Source organism: Caballeronia calidae, from assembly GCF_900044055.2.
Lineage (GTDB): Bacteria > Pseudomonadota > Gammaproteobacteria > Burkholderiales > Burkholderiaceae > Caballeronia > Caballeronia calidae.
The window spans coordinates 83,205-101,835 of record NZ_FCOX02000004.1; the positions used below are offsets into that span (position 1 = coordinate 83,205).

Here is an 18,631-nt window from a genome sequence, read left to right on the forward strand (position 1 = left end):
GGGTTGAACGGGTCGTTCATCAGGCGGGTGCCCGTGCCGTGCTGCCCGGTTCCGCTTCGCCTTCGATCGGCTTGCGCACGAGGAACAGATAGCTCATCGCGCCAACGAAGGCGATCACGGCAGCCGTCAGCAGGGCCGGCACGAAGGACCACGTCTGCGCGATATAGCCCGTGAGAATGGGCGCGAGCGCGCCGCCGAGAAAGCCGCCGAAGTTCTGGATGGCGCCGAGCGATCCGACGCGGTTGGCGGGCGCGGCGGCCGTCGCCAGCGCCCACGAGCAGGCGGACGCCGCGTTCGCGAGAAAGATCACCACGGAGATGCAGACGATCGCGATCGTGTTGCTCTCGACCAGCGCGGCGGGCACGGTGAACGCCACCATGCCGAGCATCGCGACGACGACCGCGTTGCGCCTGCTCGCCACCGGTGAAGTGCTTCGCAGCGTGATGCGGTCGGAGAACCATCCCGCGCACAGCGAGCCGAGAAAGCCGCAGAAAAACGGCACGGAGGCGGCGATGCCCGTATGCATCAGCGTCATGTGGCGCTGCATCGTCAGGTAGCCGGGCAGCCAGGTCAGATAGACCCAGTTCAGATACACCGACCCGAAGAAGCCGATCAGCATGCCCCACGTCGTCACGTTCGAGAAGAGCGCGCGCCAGTCCGCGAAGCTGAGGCGTTCGGCGGGTTTTGTCTCCGCGATGTCTCCCTTCAGGTAGCGCTTCTCTTCCGCGGTCAGCGTGGACGGGTTCGGATCGCGATAAACCGCGAGCCAGATCACCGCGACCACGAGGCCCAGCGCTCCGGTGACGACGAAGGCCCAGCGCCAGTGAAACTCCACGACGAGCACGGACAGACACAGCGGTGCGAGTGCGGTGCCGAGCGGTGACGCGGAATTGAAGATGCCGGTCGGCTTGCCTCGCGCGCGCAGCGGAAACCAGTTGCTCACGACCCGCGCCGCCGACGGAAACTGCGGCGACTCGCCGATGCCGAGCACGATGCGCGCGATGACGAACCAGCCGAATGTCGACACGATGCCGCCCGCCGCCTGCGCGAGCGACCACACGATGAGACCGAGGCCCAGCAGCCTGCGCGGCCCGACGCGATCGACGAGGCCGCCGACCGGCAGTTGAAAGAGCGCATAGCTCCAGGAGAACGCCGACAGCAGCAGCCCCATTTCGCCGAGCGAGAGACCGAGATCCTTGCGGATCAGCGGATTGGCGACCGCGAGCGTGCCCCGGTCGAGATAGTTCACGATGCCGCTCACCATCAGCAGCGTCAGCGCCACGATCTGGGCGCGTCGCACGCGGGGCGGTGCCTGCTCGGGCGCGGGGGTTGGGTTCATGCTGTCGTCTCCGTATCGTCTTGTGGGTGGGCTGCGCAGCCAGCAGCCGGTCTATCGAAGCGCCGCCGCGGACGCGGCTTGCGTCCGCACCTCGGCGTGCGTCGGGATGGATGCCTGCGCGCCTTGACGCGTGACGCTGAGCGCCGCGGCTCGCTGTCCGAAGTCGATCGCGTCGCGGATGCTCGCGCCGCGCACGCGCTCGGCCGCGAAGCCGCCGACGAAGGTGTCGCCGGCGGCCGTGGTGTCGATCGCATCGACGCGCGGGGCGGGCAGATGGCCTTCCTCGTCGTCGGTCGAATACCAGACGCCCTCCGCGCCGAGCGTGACGATCACCGTCTTCGCACCTTTCGCGCGCAGGCGCGCCGCAGCCACGCGCGCGGAAGCAGGGCTATCGACGGGCACGTCCGCCAGCAATGCCGCTTCCGTTTCATTGAGGACGAGAACGCTGATCTGTTCGTAGAGCGCGTCGGGAAGCGGCTGCGCCGGGGCGGGGTTCAGCAGTACCGGCGTGCCGAGCTTCGCCGCGACCGAAATCGCGTGCCGCACGGTATCGAGCGGCACTTCGAGCTGACAGATCAGCATGCCGGCGGCGGCGATGTCGGCCGATGCGGCGTCCACGTGACCGGGCGTGAGCGCGGCGTTGGCGCCGGGCGACACGACGATCGTGTTCGCACCGTCTGCTGCCACCGTGATGACGGCGATGCCGCTCGAGATGTCGTCGGCTGTGTGCAAGTGCGCGGTGTCGATATGTTCGTGCTGAAGACCGCTCCGAAGCTGCGCGCCGAATTCGTCGCGGCCGAGGCAGCCGAGCATTGCCACCGACGCGCCGAGACGTGCCGCCGCGACCGCCTGATTGGCGCCCTTGCCGCCGGCAAACGTGGCGAACACGCCGCCGAGCAAGGTTTCGCCGCGCGCTGGAAGTCGCTCCGCGTGCACGACCAGATCCATGTTCGCGCTGCCGACCACGACGATCCGGGCGGAAGAATGCTGATCCGCCGCTTTCGGCTGTGTGTTAGCGCTTACATTTTTGAATGTTTCGAACGATTTCATTCCGACTCTGCCTCAAACCATATGACGACGGGCTGTGTTAGCGCTTACATTAACGCGAGCAGTGGGTACGAGGCAACGGAAAATTGGCGCGCTCAGGGAAATTCCCTAAACCCGCGAAGCGCCTGTTCGGGGAACACCGGTCTCGGCAATCGAATACGGGCCTGCGTGGATGTTTGCTGCGGCCGGTGTGATTACTCAACTCCGGTCCGGGTAATGTGGTACCAAGGTTGGCACCGGCGCCCGGGACAAAGGTGAGAGATGAAGCTCTCCATGGCGGAGCGGTTCACGGGCTGCGGCTTCCTGAAGCTTTTCCTGCCTTGTGTTGTACGGAAGCCAGTGACGCAGATAGCTAAGTCGGGCAAAAAAGGAATTACAACGGTCCTGGCCCCGCAATACAGTCCGCCCATCCCGGTTCTGTCGGAAGCGCGACATAACAGCGGGTTACTTGCCGATGGCGGTCCCGTTGTTCGGCCATCATGAACCACGAGCCCGCTTTGCTTTGGGTTCGGGACGCATCGCCGAGGCGCGAGCGAGATGCGATTCAAGCCGCTTGGCCTCTTCCACCAGGAGTCTTCCAAGTTCATGTTGTCGATCCACCTGTAGACGCGACTCCACAGCAGCGATAGTAAGTGCCCCCACTACTTCCCCCGATGGCGAATGTACCGCCGCTGCGACACCCCATGAGCCGCTTACGACCAGGCCCTCATTGACGGAGAAGCCTCGCTCGCGCGTGAGAGCGACTTCGCGCCGCAAAAAGCTTGTCGAAAAATTGGGATAGCTTTTTCTGAGCAGGTTCTCGTTTTCCTTCAGACAGCGATCCACCTCCTCATCGTCCAATGCAGCAAGCATGGCGAGGCTTCCAGCACCAACGCCGAGTGGATGTCGAGTGCCCGGTTGCAGCACGTGCGTTTTCAGCGGGTAGTCGCCGTCTTCTCTGAGGACGCAAACCGCGAACACGTCGCTACGGATGGAAAAAAATGCGGAGTCGCCCGATGCGCGGGCAAGTCGCGCGACCACATCTGCAGCTTCCCGCCCTAGGCCGAACCGCTCGCTCGCGATCCCGCCGAGCACATAACACTCACGTCCGATGAAGTAACGCAGCGATTGCGGATCCTGCTCGACCATGCCTTCGGCAATCAACGCGAGCAAGAGACGATGTGCCGTCGGCTTGTTGAGTTCCGTATCGCGCACGAGTTGGGCGAGATTGATACCCGCGCTTCGCGTGCGCGCCACGGCCCGGAGCACGCGAAGCGCACGAGAAACGGCTTGAGCCCCTGGGACGTTCTCCGACATGACATCCTCCTGATGCATGGTCCATATTATGACGCCATAGTTAACCCTAGCTATGAAGAAAAGGTCTTCGCACGGCGGTGATGTAGATACTAAGATCGGTGCCACAGATAAATGGCGCCAACTAAGGTCCATTATACGGACCTACGAAAAAATCGTGCAACGGCGCCGCTGGATGAAACCGAGTAGAAAAAACATCACAGGAGGCGACATGTCGAGCATCAAAGGCGTTGCGAATCCCGGCCTGACCGGGAGCCAAACGGAGGAAGCCCGCGTCTATGCGAAGGTGACGTGGCGATTGATTCCGCTACTTTTCATGTGCTACGTGGTCGCGTATCTGGACCGCGTGAATGTCGGATTCGCCAAGCTCCAGATGCTTCGCGATCTGCAGTTCAGTGAAACGGTGTATGGACTGGGCGCCGGTATCTTTTTCATTGGCTACTTCCTGTTCGAAGTGCCCAGCAACATCATCCTGCATAAGGTCGGCGCCCGCGTCTGGATCGCGCGCGTGATGGTGACGTGGGCCATCATCTCGGCTGCAACGATGTTCGTCACGACGCCGACGATGTTCTACCTCGTCCGCTTCGCGCTCGGGCTTGCGGAGGCGGGGCTCTTCCCTGGCGTCATTTTGTATCTGACGTACTGGTATCCGTCGCAGCGTCGCTCGAAGATGATCGCGCTTTTCATGACGGGCATTCCGGTCGCGGGCGTCATCGGCGGTCCGGTGTCAGGGTGGATCATGCACTCGATGGCGGGCGTCTATGGCTGGGCGGGCTGGCAATGGCTTTTCCTGATCGAAGCATTGCCGTCGATCGTGATGGCGATCGCCGTCCTCGCCTTCCTCGACGATCGGGTGAGCGACGCCAGGTGGCTCAGCGAGGACGAGCGTAAGCTGATTGCGCGTGACATTGCTCAGGATCAGACGCAAACGCAGTCGCACTCGCTTCGCGACGGATTCACCAACCCGCGTGTCTGGCTGATGTGCGGCATCTATTTCTTCTTCGCAGTCGGCCTTTACGGCGTCGGGTTCTTCCTGCCTACGCTCATCAAGAACTCGGGCGCCACCGACCCGCTGACGATCGGCATGCTGAGCATGCTGCCGTATGCCGCCGCAGTTATCGTAATGATCGTCGTCAGCCGCTCGTCGGACGCGCGCCGCGAGCGACGCTGGCATATCACGGCGCCGGCACTGATCGGCGCGATCGCGTGGCTGGTCGCGGTCGTTTTCAAGCATGACGTCCTGATCGCGATGATCGCGCTGACGGTCGTGACGTGCTGCGTCATCGTCACGATCTCGCAGTTCTGGTGTTTGCCGACCGCCATTCTGAGCGGCGCGGCGGCGGCAGCGGGCATCGCGGTGGTCAATTCGGTCGGCAACCTCTCGGGTTTCCTCGGGCCGTTCTTCATCGGGTGGATCTCCGACAAAACGCATTCCACCGACATCGGGCTTATCGTGCTGGCCGCGTCGCTGGCGATCGGCGGGCTGCTCGTACTGCGGGTCAGGAAAGACCTGGTGAATCGTTGAGTCATCTCGTTACAGTCTGAAATGCGATCGCACCGGCTATGGCGCGGTAGGAGAAGGAAGATGGGTAGAAGTGTTGGAGTCATTGGCCTTGGCGCAATGGGTCAGGGTGTGGCCGCGAATCTCATCGAAGCGGGTTTCGATGTCTATGGATGCGATCTTCGCCAGGACGCAGTGGAAACATTCGTCGAGCGGGGCGGAAGAGCATGTGAGACGCCGGCCGCGCTCGGCGCGCAATGCGACGTCGTTATCGTGCTGGTGGTCAACGCGGCGCAGACCGATGCGGTGCTGTTCGGCGAGAACGGAGCGGTGCACGGCTTGCGGCCGGGAAGCGTCGTCGTGTCTTCGGCGACGGTGCAGCCCAGATACGCCGGGCAGCTGGGCAAGCGGCTCGCCGAGAAAGAAGTCATGCTGATCGATTCGCCTGTATCCGGCGGAATTGCCGGCGCCGCGAGCGGCACGCTGAGCTTGCTGAGCTCCGGACCCGATGCCGCCTATGAAGCCTGCGGCGATGTGCTCGATGCGATTTCGTCGAAGGTGTACCGGCTCGGGACGGAGCACGGCGTCGGCTCCAGGGTCAAGGTCATCAATCAACTGCTCGTCGGCGTGCAGATTGCCGCTGCCGCGGAAGCGATGGCGCTCGGTCTGCGAGAAGGCGTCGATCCGGAGCGGCTATACGAAGTCATCACGCATAGCGCTGGCAACTCGTGGGCTTTTGCCGATCGCGTGCCGCACATCCTCAAAGGCGACTACTCGCCGCCGCATACGGCGCTCGACATCTTCGTCAAGGATCTCGGCATGGTTCTCGAAGCCGCACGCGCGACCACGTTCCCGCTCCCGCTGGCGTCGACCGCGTATCAGATGTTCGCGGCGGCGTCCGCTGCCGGTTTCGGCCAGGAGGACGATACGGCCGTCATCAAAACCTTCCCTGGCATCGAATTGCCGGGCATCTGAACACCAAGCTCACAATCGAGGTCACTGTCATGCAACCTTCAATCATCGGCTGGAGTCATCTTCCGTTCGGCAAGCTCGATGCGCTCGAGCCCGAGGAAATGATCGCAACATCGGCGAAGGCCGCGCTGGAACACGCGGGCGTCGCGCCCGAGGCGATCGACTCGATCCACGTCGGAACCTTCAACGCAGGCTTCGTGTATCAGGACTTTCCGTCGACGCTCGTCTTCAACTCGATTCCCGAGCTCCGTTACGCGGCCACCGTGCGATGCGAGAACGCCTGCGCGACCGGCTCCGCGGCCATCTACTCGGCGCTCGATGCCGTGCGCTCGGGGCGGTCGAAGTACGCGCTCGTAATCGGCTTTGAAAAGATGACCAGTCTGCCGACCAAGGAAGTCGGTGATGTGCTGCAGAAATGCTCGTATGCCAAAGAGGAAGCGGGCGTGCCGGGCGGGTTCGCAGGCATTTTCGGCACCATCGCGCAGGCGTACTTCGATCGCTATGGCGACCAGTCCGACGCGCTCGCTGCCATCGCGGCAAAGAACCATCACAACGGCGTCGCCAATCCGTACGCGCACATGCGGCGGGATTTCGGCTTCGACTTCTGCCGCACGCCGTCCGACAAGAATCCGTTCGTTGCCGGACCGCTCAAGCGCACCGACTGCTCCCTGATCTCCGACGGCGCAGCCGCGATGGTCATTGCCGCACCGGACGTCGCTGGCGCGGCGCCGCGAGCGATCGCGTTTCGCTCGGCGATCCAGGTCAGTGACTTCCTGCCATTGTCGCGTCGCGATCGCACCGAATTCGGCGGTGCGCGCGAAGCCTGGAGGAGAGGACTGGACGACGCGCGCATCACGCTGAACGACCTTGCGCTCGTGGAGACGCACGACTGCTTCACAATCGCCGAGTTGCTCGAATACGAAGCAATGGGACTCGCCGAAAAGGGGCAAGGCGCACGCGTCATTCTCGATGGCGTGACGGCGAAGGGCGGACGCTTGCCCGTCAATCCGTCGGGCGGGCTGAAGTCCAAGGGCCATCCGATCGGCGCTACGGGCGTGTCGATGCACGTCATGGCCGCGATGCAGCTCGCGGGCGAAGCCGGCGACATGCAGATTCCGAACGCGACGCTCGCCGGTGTGTTCAATATGGGCGGCGCCGCCGTGACCAACTATCTGAGCATTCTCGAGCGTCGCTCGTAGAGGCTTTCCGCTCCTGAACAAAGAGAACTGATATGTTGACCACCGTCATGAACCTCGGCAACCTGCTCACGCAAGTTGCCCGGCGTCACCCGACCGAGCCTGGCTTCATCACGCCTGCGCAGACCTGGACATGGTCCGAGATCAATCGCCGTGTCGACGCCGTGTGCGCTGCGTTGCGCGAACGCGGCGTGGGCAAGGGCGACAAAATCCTCGTGCATTCCCGCAACAACCTGCCGCTTTTCGAAAGCGCGTATGTCGCGTTCAAGCTTGGCGCGGTATGGGTGCCGACCAACTACCGCATCGCGCCGCCCGAGGCGGCTTACCTTGCGAAATCGAGCGGCGCGCGAGTCATGATTTACGACGCGGGCTTTGAAGAATACGTCGATGTCGTGCGAGCGGCTTCGCCGGCACTGGAGATCGTCGTTGCGCTGGAACGAGCGCGAGCAGGCGAACTCGCGTACGAATCGCTCGCCAGTGCCGCACAAGAGCCATTCGACGCCGAGGAAGTCGGCCGCGACGATCCGCTCTGGTTCTTCTACACCTCCGGCACAACGGGGCACCCGAAAGCCGGAACGCTGACGCACGGACAGATGGCCTTCGTCGTCACGAACCATCTCGCCGACCTGATGCCGGGTATCGACTACCGGTCGCGCTCGCTCGTGGTGGCGCCGCTGTCGCACGGTGCGGGCATTCATGCGATCGTCAACACGGCGCGTGGCGCCGCGAGTATCGTGCCTGCCTCCGAGCGCCTCGATCCGGAGGAAGTGTGGTCGCTGGTGCAGCAACACCGGGTCGACAACATGTTCACGGTGCCGACCATCGTCAAAATGCTGACCGAGCATGAAGCGGTGGACCGCTATGACCACAGCTCCCTGCGTTTCGTGATCTATGCCGGTGCGCCGATGTATCGCGCGGACCAGAAGCACGCGCTGAAAAAGCTGGGCCGTGTTCTGGTTCAGTATTACGGCCTCGGCGAGGTGACCGGCAATATCACCGTGCTGCCGCCGTGGATGCACGAGGAAGACGACGATGCGCCGAACTGCCGCGCAGGAACCTGCGGCTTCCCGCGCACGGGCATCGAAGTAGCGATTTGCGACGAGGACGGCAAGCGCCTTCAGCCCTTCGAGACGGGCGAGATCTGCGTTCGCGGTCCGGCTGTCATGATCGGCTACGACAATAATCCCGAAGCCAACGCAAAGGCGTTCAGGCATGGCTGGTTCCATACCGGCGACCTTGGTCATGTCGACCGGGAAGGCTTTCTGTTCATCACGGGTCGATCGTCCGATATGTACATCTCGGGTGGTTCGAATGTCTATCCCCGAGAAGTCGAAGAGGCGCTGCTGACGCACGACAGCGTGCATGAGGTCGCCGTGCTCGGCATGCCGGATCCGAAATGGGGCGAGCTTGGCGTGGCTGTCGTCGTGTGCAAGCCCGGCAATCGACCTTTGGCCGAGGATCTGATCAGACATCTCGAAGGCAGGCTTGCACGGTATAAGTGGCCGCGCCACGTGGTGTTCTGGGACGCACTGCCAAAGTCGGCATATGGAAAGATCACCAAGAAGGATGTCCGGTCACTGCTCTCGAAGGAATGGGAGAAGTATTGCGATGACCACCGAGCGAGTGTCTGACATGGCGCTTTACGCGATCGGGCCCAGAAGGCCTTGCGTGCATCCTCGCGCGTACGTGTCGGAACATGCGGTGGTCATCGGCGACGTCGACATTGCCGAGGGCGCATCCGTGTGGCCGGGCGCCGTCCTGCGGGGCGACAACGAGAAGATCAGCATCGGCCGCGACGTGAATGTGCAGGACGGGGCGATCATTCATGCCGACCCGGGCTTCCCGGTTACCATCGAAGCGGGGGTGTCCATTGGCCATCAGGCGATGCTGCATGGCTGCTTCGTCGGCGAGCACAGCCTGATCGGGTTGCAGGCCGTCGTGCTGAACGGCGCGACGGTCGGGGCCAGGAGTCTGGTCGGAGCCGCCGCCTTGCTCGGCGAAAGAAAATCGTATCCCGAGCGCAGTCTGATCGTCGGTGCGCCGGCGAAGGTCGTCCGAGAACTTTCCGACGACGTGATCGCTCAGTTGCGCGCGAACGCGGACGACTATCGAGCGCGAGCCCAGATGTACTCGACGGAGTTGAAGCGAATCGGCTAATCGGATGCCAGTCGATTAACGTCAAAACGCAATGAAGGTAGCGATAGCTGCGCTCTTTGATGGTCCCATGATCCGCAGGCGCGCTCGCGGCGCCGTGCGCGTCTACGTTCGCGGCGAATGCTGCGAATGCGCCATACCGCCTCGGCGTGACCGTGGACATGAGCGGCTTGTACCAGGCATCGGCGGCAAGGGCAACAGCAGTAAAGAAAGCGAATGCCGCTCCGCATAGGGGCCATGCAAATAGACCGACACGAAAACGGGATTTCACGCACCGCGAAAACAAACCAGGCGATGCGCTAATATCACACCCCGGGACCCAACCAACCCAACCATAGCTCAAAAAAGAACGCCCATTCACAATCCCGAGGATAAATCCCCCGATGCGCCGTGTGGTCTTCAATCAAAAGGGTGGCGTAGGCAAGTCCACCATCGTCTGCAATCTCGCCGCGATCAGCGCCTCGCGCGGTTTGCGCACACTGGTCATCGACCTCGATCCGCAAGGCAATGCGAGTCAATACCTGCTCGGCGCCGAAGCCCGCGACGCTCAGCCGAATCTCGCGAGTTTCTTCGAATCGGCACTGAGCTACAGCTTCCGCGAACCGGCGTTCGAATCCTTCATCCATTCGACGCCATTCGAGAATCTCGACATCGTCCCGTCGAACCCGAACCTGGAAGCGCTGCAAAGCAAGCTCGAATCGCGCTACAAGATCTACAAGCTGCGCGATGCGCTAAAAAACCTCGGCCATTACGATGCCGTCTACATCGACACGCCGCCCGCGCTCAACTTCTTCACGCGCTCCGCGCTGATCGCCGTCGAGCGCTGCCTGATCCCGTTCGATTGCGATGACTTCTCGCGCCGCGCACTCTATTCCGTGCTCGATAACGTGCAGGAAATCCGCCACGATCACAATCCGGATCTGAGCGTCGAAGGCATCGTCATCAATCAGTTTCAGCCGCGCGCGAGCCTGCCGCAGCAACTCGTCGACGAATTGCGCAGCGAGGATCTGCCCGTGCTCAACTCGCATCTGTCGCTCTCCGTGAAAATCCGCGAGAGTCATCAGCACGCGCGCCCGATGATCTACCTCGAACCGCGTCACAAGCTCGCGCAGGAATATCTCGCGCTGCACGAGGAACTGAACGGCTGACGCGCCGCGTCCTGCCATGACGGTCACGTCGAAAGTTGCGATCGCAAGCATCGTCGAAGCCGTCGTGTTCGTCGTGCTGCTGTTCGGCGCGGCGGGCACGCTCGAATGGGGCGCGGGCTGGGCCTGGATGGTCCTGATGTTCGGCGGCGGCGGCGCCATTACCGTGCTGCTCGCACGGCGCGATCCGGCCTTGCTCGCCGAACGCATGCGCGCGCCGATGCAGCCGGATCAGCCGCTCTGGGACAAGGTCTTTCTCGTCGTGATGGGCGTGCTGTGGTGCGCATGGCTCGCATTGATGGGGCTCGATGCCGTGCGCTTTCGCTGGTCCGTCATGCCGCTGTGGCTCGCATCGGTCGGCGCGGCGCTCGTCGCGGTGTCGTTCTGGCTCGTCGCGCGCGTGTTTCTCGAGAACACGTTTCTCGCGCCCGTCGTGAAGATTCAGAAGGCGCGCGGGCATCGGGTCATATCGAGCGGGCCGTATGCCATCGTGCGTCATCCGCTTTATGCGGCAGCCGGCATCATGATTCCCGCGAGCGCGCTCGTGCTCGGCTCGTGGTGGGGCCTCGCGTTTTCCGTGCTGCTGCTCGCGGGCCTCTTCTGGCGCACGGTGATGGAGGAGCGCGAGCTCATCGCGCATCTCGAAGGCTATGCGGCGTACACGCGACGCGTTCGCTATCGGCTCGTGCCGTTCATCTGGTAAGCGCTCGCCGCGCGATATTCGGGAATAAATCGGCTTCACGGACGTTCATGCTGGAGACAGGCGCATTTCGTCGCGCCTCGCTTCCCGTCCGATCATGCATATGCCGACCATTTCCTCGCAAGCTTCGAATGGACCCAACGGGCCGAATGGGCCGAGTGGGCCGCCCACCACGGAAAGCCTCTCGGGCATGGTCGCGTTCGTGCGCGCGGCGGAGTCGGGCAGTTTCGTGGCGGCGGGGCGCGCGCTCGGGCTGTCGGCGTCGGCGGTGGGCAAGAGCGTGATGCGGCTCGAAGCGAAGCTCGGCGTGCAACTGCTCAACCGCACGACGCGCAGGATCGGCCTCACGCACGAAGGCGCGCGCTTCTTCGCGCGCTGCAAGCGCATGCTCGCCGACCTCGAAGAAGCGGAGAACGAGCTGTTCCATTCGACATCGTCGCCGCGCGGGCGTCTGCGCATCAGCGCGCCGTCGCTCGGCACCCGTCTGTTGCTGCCGCTCGTGCCGGAATTCAGGCGGCGCTATCCGGATATCGAACTCGATATCGATTTCAGCGATCGCGTGGTCGATGTCACACAGGAAGGCTATGACGCCGTGATCCGCACCGGACGTCTCGCCGATTCGCAACTGCTCGCGCGGCCGCTGGCGCAATACGGGCCGGTCATCGTCGGCTCGCCCGCGTATTTCGCGGGACACGGCGAGCCCGCCACGCCCGGCGATCTCGAAGGCCATGCGTGCATCCGCTTCCGCTCGCCGACGAGCGGCCGCCCTGAGCCATGGCGCTTCGCGCGCGAAGATCACACCTTCGCCATCGATCCGCACGCGACGCTCACGTTCAACGACATGGAAGCGGTGCTCGCCGCCTGCATCTCGGGGCTCGGCCTCGCGTGCGTGCCGGATTTCGTCGCGAAGAGCGCAATCGAAGGCGGCATGCTGCGCGCGGTGCTCGGCGCGCATATGCGCACGGAAGGCGTGTTCCAGATCTTATGGCCGCCGAGCCGCCACGAAGCGCCGCGCCTGCGCGCATTCATCGATCACGTTGCGTCGCGCCTCGGCGGCTTGCCGTCGCACGAAGTCCGCTTCCGCGCGGCGTGAAGATCAGCTCTTCTTGGTGGTCTTCGCGACGAACGGTGCGGGCGCATGCGCGACCTTCTCGCTGCCGCACTTGGGGCATTTGAGCTGCACCGTCGCATGCTCGGCGATATGCTCCGCGTGCTCGAACGTCTCGCCGCAATCCTGGCAACGGTATTGATAAGTCGGCATGTCATCCTCCGCGCGCGACCGGTGATCCGGCGCGATGAGCGCCGGTTCCACCCATTCTAGTTCAGCATTGGCGCGTGAAAATCAGTTCACGACACGGCGCGCGAGCGGCGTCTCCGGCGTCGGATAGCCGGCCTGCCTGAATGTTTCGATGATCGCGCGGTTCGTGTCGAAATAGACTTGCCAGTAGTCGCTCGTATTGGTGTAAGGCCGCACGCACAGCAGCGGCCCTTCCGGCGTGAAGGACAGCACTTCGATATCGGGCGGCGGTGTCGTCGCGACGTTCGGGATTTTCGCGACCGCTTCCTTCAAACGCGCGATGGCGTCGAGCGGATCGACGCCGTTCGCGATCTTAGCCGTCAGTTCCACGCGCCGATGCGGCAGCAGGCTGAAATTCCAGATCGTGTCGGAAAAGATCTTGTTGTTGCCGATGATCGCCGCGACGTTGTCCGGGGTCGTGATCGTCGTGCCGAAGAGGCCGAGCTCGGTGACGGTGCCGGTCACGCCGCCCGCCGTCACGAAGTCGCCCACCTTGAACGGACGGAGCACCTGCATGAACACGCCCGCCGCGAAGTGCGCGAGCAGCCCGCCCCACGCGGTGCCGATGGCAAGACCGAGACCCGCGAGCAACGCGGCGAAGGATGTGGTCTGAACTCCGAAGATCTGCAGTATCGCGAGAACGAGCAGCAGATTGAGAATGACGCCGATGATCGAGCCGAGATAATGCGCAAGCGTGGGATCGACGCGGCCGTTGCGCGAAAGGAGCTTGCGCATCGTGCTCGTGACGAGATTGATGAGCCAGCGGCCGATGATCCACAGCGCAATGGCGCCGATGACCATGATCCCGAGGTCGACGCCGCGCGTCATGATGAATACACGTACGGTGTCGATGTTCATGTCTTTCTCGCGTGCGTGGCACTTCGTCAGAGGAACACGTCGATCGGGGAAAGCATGCCGCGTGGATCAAAAGATTTATAGCCGACGCACCGCGTCATCGCAAGAATTACAGGAATGTTTAACTTTGATCGGAAGGTTCGACCGCATCCGCGAAACAATCACGTCCATTCGGCTTCGTCTGCGTTCTGATCGGGCAGGGTTAGTCCGGATGCGGGCAAGGGCAGCGCGGTCTTGTAGCGCACCTGCTTGAGCGCGAAGCTCGAACGGATGTTCGAGACGCCGGGCATCTTCGTGAGCCGCTCCAGGATGAAGCGTTCGAGCGCGGCGACATCGGGCAGCACGACGCGCAATAAGTAATCGGCATCGCCCGTCATCAGATAACACTCCATCACTTCCGGGCGCTCGCTGATCGCCTGCTCGAAACGCGCGAGCGCATCCTTGATCTGCTTTTCCAGACTGACTTGAATGAAGACATTGATGCTCAAGCCGAGCGCTTCGGGATTGAGCAAGGTGACGTGCTGCTTGAAGAGTCCCGCCTTTTCCAGCGCGCGCACGCGATTGAAGCAGGGCGTCGGCGACAGATTCACGGCGCGCGCGAGTTCCGAATTGGTGATGCGCGCGTTTTGCTGAAGCTGATTCAATATGCCGATGTCGATGCGGTCGAGGCGCTGCCTGGCTTTGGCCGTCATAGTCGAAAGATTCCGGTTTTACATGTTTTCGAAGAATAAACACACTACCGCAAAGCGCGGCGGCAGCCAAATGAGATGCACATTCTGCGCATCGATGGATATGCTTGAACGAATCTTCTAGCCCATGCGGAGTCGCCCCATGACCGACTTGTCGAGCGGAACCAACCAGCTTCTTTCCATTGCCAAGGGACGCGAGGATATCGATCCCGGCGAAACCGCCGAATGGCTGGAGGCGCTCGATGCGGTCGTCGCGCACGTGGGCCGCGAGCGCGCGCAATATCTTTTCGACCGGCTCGCGGAGCATGCGCTGTCCGTGGGCGTCGAATCGGCGCGGGCGCGCGCGACGCCTTATGCGAACACGATTCCCGTATCGCAGCAGACGCCTTATCCCGGCAATCTCGACATCGAGGAAAAGCTCGCCGCCGTGCTGCGCTGGAATGCGCTCGCGATGGTCGTGCGCGCCAATCGCGCCTATGGCGAACTCGGCGGGCATATCGCGAGTTATGCATCGGCGGCTGATCTGTTCGAAGTCGGCTTCAATCATTTCTTCAAAGCGGCGGACGCGAACAACGGCGGCGATATCGTCTACTTTCAGCCGCATTCGTCGCCGGGCGTGTATGCGCGTGCGTTTCTCGAAGGCTTCCTCGACGAAGAGCATCTGAAGCACTATCGGCGCGAGATCGCGGGGCCGGGTTTGTGCTCGTATCCGCATCCGTGGCTGATGCCCGATTTCTGGCAGTTCCCGACCGGTTCGATGGGCATCGGTCCCATCAACTCGATTTATCAGGCGCGCTTCATGCGCTATGTGCAGAACCGCAATCTGCTTCAGACCGAAGGCCGCAAGGTATGGGGCTTCTTCGGCGACGGCGAGATGGACGAGCCCGAATCGATCGGCGCGCTGTCGCTCGCGGCGCGCGAGAAGCTCGATAACCTCGTGTTCGTCATCAACTGCAATCTGCAGCGGCTCGATGGTCCCGTGCGCAGCAACGGCCGCATCGTCGATGAGCTCGAAGCGCAGTTCACCGGCGCGGGCTGGAACGTGATCAAGGTGCTGTGGGGCTCGGACTGGGACGGGCTCTTCGCGCGCGATCGCACGAATGCCTTGCTGCGCGCGTTCGCGCATACGGTGGACGGTCAGTTCCAGACGTTCTCGGCCAACGACGGCCGCTATAACCGCGAGCGCTTTTTCGGCCAGAATCCGGAACTGGCCGCGCTCGTCGCGCATATGTCGGATGAAGATATCGACCGCCTGCGCCGTGGCGGCCACGATGTGCGCAAGCTGCACGCGGCCTACGCGAAAGCGCTTTCGCACAAGGGCCAGCCGACCGTGATCCTCGCGAAGACGATGAAAGGCTTCGGCATGGGCACGGTGGGGCAGGGCCGCATGACGACGCATCAGCAGAAGAAGCTCGATCTCGACGATCTCAAGGCGTTCCGCGACCGCTTCCGCCTGCCGCTGTCGGACGAAGATGTCGAGCAGCTCAAGTTCTACAAGCCCGCCGACACTGCGCCCGAAATGCGCTATCTGCACGAAAGGCGCGCGGCATTGGGCGGTTATCTGCCGCGCCGCCGCGCAAAGGCCTCGCAAGGCATCGCGCCGCCCGCGCTGAATACGTGGGGCCAGTTCGCGCTCGATGCATCGGGCAAGGAGATGTCCACGACGATGGCCTTCGTGCGCATGCTCGGCAGCCTGCTGAAGGACAAGACGCTCGGGCCGCGCGTCGTGCCGGTGGTCGCGGACGAAGCGCGCACCTTCGGCATGGCGAATCTCTTCCGGCAAGTGGGCATCTATTCGCCGCTCGGCCAGTTGTACGAGCCGGAGGACATGGGCTCGATGCTCTATTACCGCGAGGACACGCGCGGGCAGATTCTCGAAGAAGGCATTTCCGAGGCGGGCGCGGTGTCGTCGTGGATCGCGGCGGCGACGTCCTACAGCGTGCACGATCTGCCGATGCTGCCGTTCTACATCTACTACTCGATGTTCGGCTTCCAGCGCATCGGGGATCTGATCTTCGCGGCGGCGGACCAGCGTTCGCGCGGCTTTCTGATCGGCGCGACGGCGGGGCGCACGACGCTCGGCGGTGAGGGTTTGCAGCATCAGGACGGCACGAGCCATCTCGCCGCATCGACGATACCGAACTGCCGCGCCTACGATCCCGCGTTCGCCTACGAAGTCGCGGCGATCGTCGATGAAGGCATGCAGGAGATGATGGAGCGCCAGAACGACGTGTTCTATTACGTCACCGTGACCAACGAGAACTACGCGCAGCCGTCCGCGCCTAGCGGCTCACTGGATGCGGCCACGCGCGAAGGCATTCTGCGCGGCATCTATCGCATCGGCGACGGCACCGCCGACGCGCAAGTGCAACTGCTCGGCTCCGGCGCGATCCTCAACGAATCGATCGCCGCGCGCGACATGCTGAAGCGCGACTGGAACGTCGAGGCGGCGGTGTGGAGCGTGACGAGCTTCACGGAATTGCATCGCGATGGCGCGTCGAGCGAGCGTCTCGCGCGTCTGAACGACGACGACGCGCCCACGCCCTTCGTCACGCGCGCGCTCGAAGCATCGCGCGGTCCCGTGATCGCGGCGACGGATTACGTGCGCGCCGTGCCGGAGCTGATCCGCGCGTACGTGCCGCGCCGTTACGTGACGCTCGGCACCGATGGCTTCGGCCGCAGCGACACGCGTCAGGCGCTGCGCGCGTTCTTCGAAGTGGACCGCGTGTCGATCGTCATTGCCGCGCTGAAATCGCTCGTGGATGAAGGCGTCGTCGACAAGTCGGTGCTGAAGGCCGCGCGCGAGAAATACGGCAAAACCCAGGAAGCGCACGACGCGCCCTGGTTGCGCTAGGCGTCCTTGCGCGCCGCATCGAGCAACTCGCGCACTTCCTCGTCGCTGGTCTGATCGAAGTCGATATAGAACTGCCCGACGCCGAAGTACCGATGCGGCCGCATCACGCAGACGAATTCGTCGACGACTTCCTCCACGCGCGCTTCCGAATCGAGCGGCGCGACCGGCAACGCCGCGACGATCTTCGCCGGATGCGCATGACGCAGCGAGATCGCCGCGGCTTTCATCGTCGCGCCGGTGGCCATGCCGTCATCGACGACGATCGCGACGCGCCCGTTTACATCGAGCGGCGGCAAGTCGCCGCGATACAGCTTCTCGCGCCGCGCGAGCTCGGCACGTTCGCGCGCGATCACGCGGTCGAGCTCGTCTTTCCCGACGCCCGCGTATTCCACGATGCGCTCGTCGAGAAAGAACGCATCGCCCGAGGCGATCGCGCCCATCGCGAGTTCGGGCTGAACCGGCACGCCGAGCTTGCGCACGACGAGCACGTCGAGCGGCGCACGAAGCGCGCGCGCCACTTCATAAGCGACCGGCACGCCGCCGCGCGGCAAGGCGAGCACGCTGACGTTGTCGCGGCCGGCGTAATGCGTGAGATGCGCGGCGAGCTCGCGGCCCGCTTCACGACGGTTCTCGAACACTGAGTTCATGTCGCTTGTCCTTTCAGCCCCGGTCGCGCGAAACGAAACGCGCCGCGCCGCCGAGGCCTTCATCGAATACCGCGCGATAACCGTTCGCGCCTTCGCGCTGCAATGCCCGGGCGATATCGGCATCGAACGCGTTTTCGTGAGCCGAACGCAGGTCCGTGCGCAAGGCGGCCTGCGGCAAGCCGGCCAGTTCGCACGCGAGCGCCTCCGCCGCCATGCGCGCTTCGCCGTGCGGCGCGAGGCGATTCGCGAGGCCGATGGCGAGCGCCTCGCGCGCATCGACGGCGCGCCCGGTGAGGATCAGATCCAGCGCACGCGACAGGCCGATGAGACGCGGCAGCCGTATCGTGCCGCCGTCGATGAGCGGCACGCCGACGCGCCTGCAGAACACGCCGAGCACTGCGTCTTCCTCGACGACGCGCAGATCGCACATTGCCGCCAGTTCGAGACCGCCCGCGACCGCATGGCCCGCGATCGCGGCGATCACGGGCTTCGTCAGCGCGAGGCGCGTCGGGCCCATCGGGCCGGGGCCGCTGCCGTCGGGATGAATCTCGTTGCGGCGCGCGTCGTCGTTGAGCGCGGTGAGATCCGCGCCCGCGCAGAACGTGCCGCCCGCGCCCCACAGCACGGCGACCGACCGCGCATCGTCCGCTTCGAAGCGCTCGAAGGCTTCGCGCAGCGCATCGGCGACGCCGCGATCGACGGCATTGCGCCGCGCGGGCCGGTCGAGCACGACGGTCACGACACGCGCATCGCCTGCATGCGGCTCCATGCGCACGTGCTCGCCGAGGCGTTCGATGCGAGACGACATCGGCCACTCCGTTTCGCGGGGATCAGTCTTCAGCATACTCGCCGCATCATGCGATGCGTGCATTGCGTCGAATGCTTGCGATCGCCATACACTTGCCCTGCGTGCTGAAATTTTTGGCTCGCGGCCGGTGCATG

The 18,631-nt window shown here is 63.6% G+C and carries 17 protein-coding genes; 9 read left to right on the forward strand and 8 right to left on the reverse strand.

From position 1 onward, the window contains the following. Positions 1-19: 19 nt before the first annotated feature. The 3 genes from AWB78_RS05730 to AWB78_RS05740 form a co-directional block, all read right to left on the reverse strand. Complete coding sequence (locus tag AWB78_RS05730; protein ID WP_062603106.1) at positions 20-1,339, reverse strand: MFS transporter; 1,320 nt, start codon at positions 1,337-1,339, stop codon at positions 20-22. A 51-nt stretch (positions 1,340-1,390) separates the two neighbouring features. Continuing rightward, entirely contained in the window at positions 1,391-2,311 is a 921-nt protein-coding gene (gene rbsK, locus AWB78_RS05735) for a ribokinase (RefSeq protein WP_074173403.1), read from the reverse strand. Between the two features lie 552 nt (positions 2,312-2,863). Next, positions 2,864-3,682: an IclR family transcriptional regulator gene (locus AWB78_RS05740; RefSeq protein WP_062603489.1), complete on the reverse strand. Its 819-nt coding sequence runs from the start codon at positions 3,680-3,682 to the stop codon at positions 2,864-2,866. A 208-nt stretch (positions 3,683-3,890) separates the two neighbouring features. On the opposite strand from AWB78_RS05740, the gene AWB78_RS05745 reads away from it, so the two are divergent. The 8 genes from AWB78_RS05745 to AWB78_RS05780 all read left to right on the forward strand — a co-directional run bounded on the left by AWB78_RS05745 (position 3,891) and on the right by AWB78_RS05780 (position 12,440). Next, positions 3,891-5,204, forward strand: coding sequence for an MFS transporter (locus AWB78_RS05745; protein ID WP_062603108.1), 1,314 nt, complete (start codon positions 3,891-3,893; stop codon positions 5,202-5,204). Positions 5,205-5,264: 60 nt separating this feature from the next. After that, the gene (ltnD, locus tag AWB78_RS05750; RefSeq protein ID WP_062603109.1) at positions 5,265-6,155 is read left to right on the forward strand and encodes an L-threonate dehydrogenase; all 891 of its coding nucleotides are present in this window, start codon (positions 5,265-5,267) and stop codon (positions 6,153-6,155) included. Between the two features lie 29 nt (positions 6,156-6,184). After that, a complete protein-coding gene (locus AWB78_RS05755; protein ID WP_062603111.1) occupies positions 6,185-7,351 on the forward strand; it encodes an acetyl-CoA acetyltransferase in 1,167 nt (388 codons plus the stop codon). Positions 7,352-7,383: 32 nt separating this feature from the next. Continuing rightward, entirely contained in the window at positions 7,384-8,979 is a 1,596-nt protein-coding gene (locus AWB78_RS05760) for an acyl-CoA synthetase (protein WP_062603113.1), read from the forward strand. 1 nt (position 8,980) lies between these two features. After that, positions 8,981-9,505 (forward strand): gamma carbonic anhydrase family protein, encoded by a 525-nt coding sequence (locus AWB78_RS05765; protein ID WP_062603115.1) that lies wholly within the window; start codon positions 8,981-8,983, stop codon positions 9,503-9,505. Between the two features lie 380 nt (positions 9,506-9,885). Further along, a complete protein-coding gene (locus tag AWB78_RS05770; RefSeq protein ID WP_062603116.1) occupies positions 9,886-10,650 on the forward strand; it encodes a ParA family protein in 765 nt (254 codons plus the stop codon). A gap of 16 nt (positions 10,651-10,666) precedes the next feature. Then, positions 10,667-11,350: a methyltransferase family protein gene (locus AWB78_RS05775; RefSeq protein WP_062603119.1), complete on the forward strand. Its 684-nt coding sequence runs from the start codon at positions 10,667-10,669 to the stop codon at positions 11,348-11,350. Between the two features lie 187 nt (positions 11,351-11,537). Then, positions 11,538-12,440, forward strand: coding sequence for a LysR family transcriptional regulator (locus AWB78_RS05780; RefSeq protein WP_062603120.1), 903 nt, complete (start codon positions 11,538-11,540; stop codon positions 12,438-12,440). Positions 12,441-12,443: 3 nt separating this feature from the next. Here the strand turns inward: AWB78_RS05780 and AWB78_RS05785 are convergent, their stop codons facing one another. The 3 genes from AWB78_RS05785 to AWB78_RS05795 all read right to left on the reverse strand — a co-directional run bounded on the left by AWB78_RS05785 (position 12,444) and on the right by AWB78_RS05795 (position 14,191). Beyond that, the gene (locus AWB78_RS05785) at positions 12,444-12,608 is read right to left on the reverse strand and encodes an FmdB family zinc ribbon protein (protein WP_062603491.1); all 165 of its coding nucleotides are present in this window, start codon (positions 12,606-12,608) and stop codon (positions 12,444-12,446) included. A gap of 81 nt (positions 12,609-12,689) precedes the next feature. Then, positions 12,690-13,502 carry a mechanosensitive ion channel family protein gene (locus tag AWB78_RS05790; RefSeq protein WP_062603123.1) on the reverse strand — a complete coding sequence of 271 codons (813 nt, stop codon included), beginning with the start codon at positions 13,500-13,502 and terminating at the stop codon, positions 12,690-12,692. A 158-nt stretch (positions 13,503-13,660) separates the two neighbouring features. After that, positions 13,661-14,191: an Lrp/AsnC family transcriptional regulator gene (locus tag AWB78_RS05795; RefSeq protein WP_062603125.1), complete on the reverse strand. Its 531-nt coding sequence runs from the start codon at positions 14,189-14,191 to the stop codon at positions 13,661-13,663. Positions 14,192-14,330: 139 nt separating this feature from the next. Between AWB78_RS05795 and mdeB the strand changes: the two genes are divergently transcribed. Further along, the gene (mdeB, locus tag AWB78_RS05800) at positions 14,331-17,042 is read left to right on the forward strand and encodes an alpha-ketoglutarate dehydrogenase (RefSeq protein WP_062603127.1); all 2,712 of its coding nucleotides are present in this window, start codon (positions 14,331-14,333) and stop codon (positions 17,040-17,042) included. Here the strand turns inward: mdeB and AWB78_RS05805 are convergent. Together AWB78_RS05805 and AWB78_RS05810 are read right to left on the reverse strand one after the other, a co-directional pair. Then, entirely contained in the window at positions 17,039-17,689 is a 651-nt protein-coding gene (locus AWB78_RS05805; protein WP_062603493.1) for a phosphoribosyltransferase, read from the reverse strand. The genes mdeB and AWB78_RS05805 overlap by 4 nt on opposite strands. Positions 17,690-17,702: 13 nt before the next feature. Then, positions 17,703-18,497 (reverse strand): crotonase/enoyl-CoA hydratase family protein, encoded by a 795-nt coding sequence (locus tag AWB78_RS05810; RefSeq protein WP_062603495.1) that lies wholly within the window; start codon positions 18,495-18,497, stop codon positions 17,703-17,705. Positions 18,498-18,631: the final 134 nt, after the last annotated feature.

What these genes read in the sequence shown, in the direction of transcription:
- AWB78_RS05765 (WP_062603115.1), top strand. Translation starts at nt 8,981, where the DNA reads ATGGCGCTTTACGCGATCGGGCCCAGAAGGCCTTGCGTGCATCCTCGC.
- ltnD (WP_062603109.1), top strand. Translation starts at nt 5,265, where the DNA reads ATGGGTAGAAGTGTTGGAGTCATTGGCCTTGGCGCAATGGGTCAGGGT.
- AWB78_RS05755 (WP_062603111.1), top strand. Translation starts at nt 6,185, where the DNA reads ATGCAACCTTCAATCATCGGCTGGAGTCATCTTCCGTTCGGCAAGCTC.
- AWB78_RS05795 (WP_062603125.1), bottom strand. Translation starts at nt 14,191, where the DNA reads ATGACGGCCAAAGCCAGGCAGCGCCTCGACCGCATCGACATCGGCATA.
- AWB78_RS05730 (WP_062603106.1), bottom strand. Translation starts at nt 1,339, where the DNA reads ATGAACCCAACCCCCGCGCCCGAGCAGGCACCGCCCCGCGTGCGACGC.
- AWB78_RS05790 (WP_062603123.1), bottom strand. Translation starts at nt 13,502, where the DNA reads ATGAACATCGACACCGTACGTGTATTCATCATGACGCGCGGCGTCGAC.
- AWB78_RS05760 (WP_062603113.1), top strand. Translation starts at nt 7,384, where the DNA reads ATGTTGACCACCGTCATGAACCTCGGCAACCTGCTCACGCAAGTTGCC.
- AWB78_RS05740 (WP_062603489.1), bottom strand. Translation starts at nt 3,682, where the DNA reads ATGTCGGAGAACGTCCCAGGGGCTCAAGCCGTTTCTCGTGCGCTTCGC.
- mdeB (WP_062603127.1), top strand. Translation starts at nt 14,331, where the DNA reads ATGACCGACTTGTCGAGCGGAACCAACCAGCTTCTTTCCATTGCCAAG.
- AWB78_RS05785 (WP_062603491.1), bottom strand. Translation starts at nt 12,608, where the DNA reads ATGCCGACTTATCAATACCGTTGCCAGGATTGCGGCGAGACGTTCGAG.
- AWB78_RS05775 (WP_062603119.1), top strand. Translation starts at nt 10,667, where the DNA reads ATGACGGTCACGTCGAAAGTTGCGATCGCAAGCATCGTCGAAGCCGTC.
- AWB78_RS05780 (WP_062603120.1), top strand. Translation starts at nt 11,538, where the DNA reads ATGGTCGCGTTCGTGCGCGCGGCGGAGTCGGGCAGTTTCGTGGCGGCG.
- AWB78_RS05805 (WP_062603493.1), bottom strand. Translation starts at nt 17,689, where the DNA reads ATGAACTCAGTGTTCGAGAACCGTCGTGAAGCGGGCCGCGAGCTCGCC.
- AWB78_RS05810 (WP_062603495.1), bottom strand. Translation starts at nt 18,497, where the DNA reads ATGTCGTCTCGCATCGAACGCCTCGGCGAGCACGTGCGCATGGAGCCG.
- AWB78_RS05745 (WP_062603108.1), top strand. Translation starts at nt 3,891, where the DNA reads ATGTCGAGCATCAAAGGCGTTGCGAATCCCGGCCTGACCGGGAGCCAA.
- AWB78_RS05770 (WP_062603116.1), top strand. Translation starts at nt 9,886, where the DNA reads ATGCGCCGTGTGGTCTTCAATCAAAAGGGTGGCGTAGGCAAGTCCACC.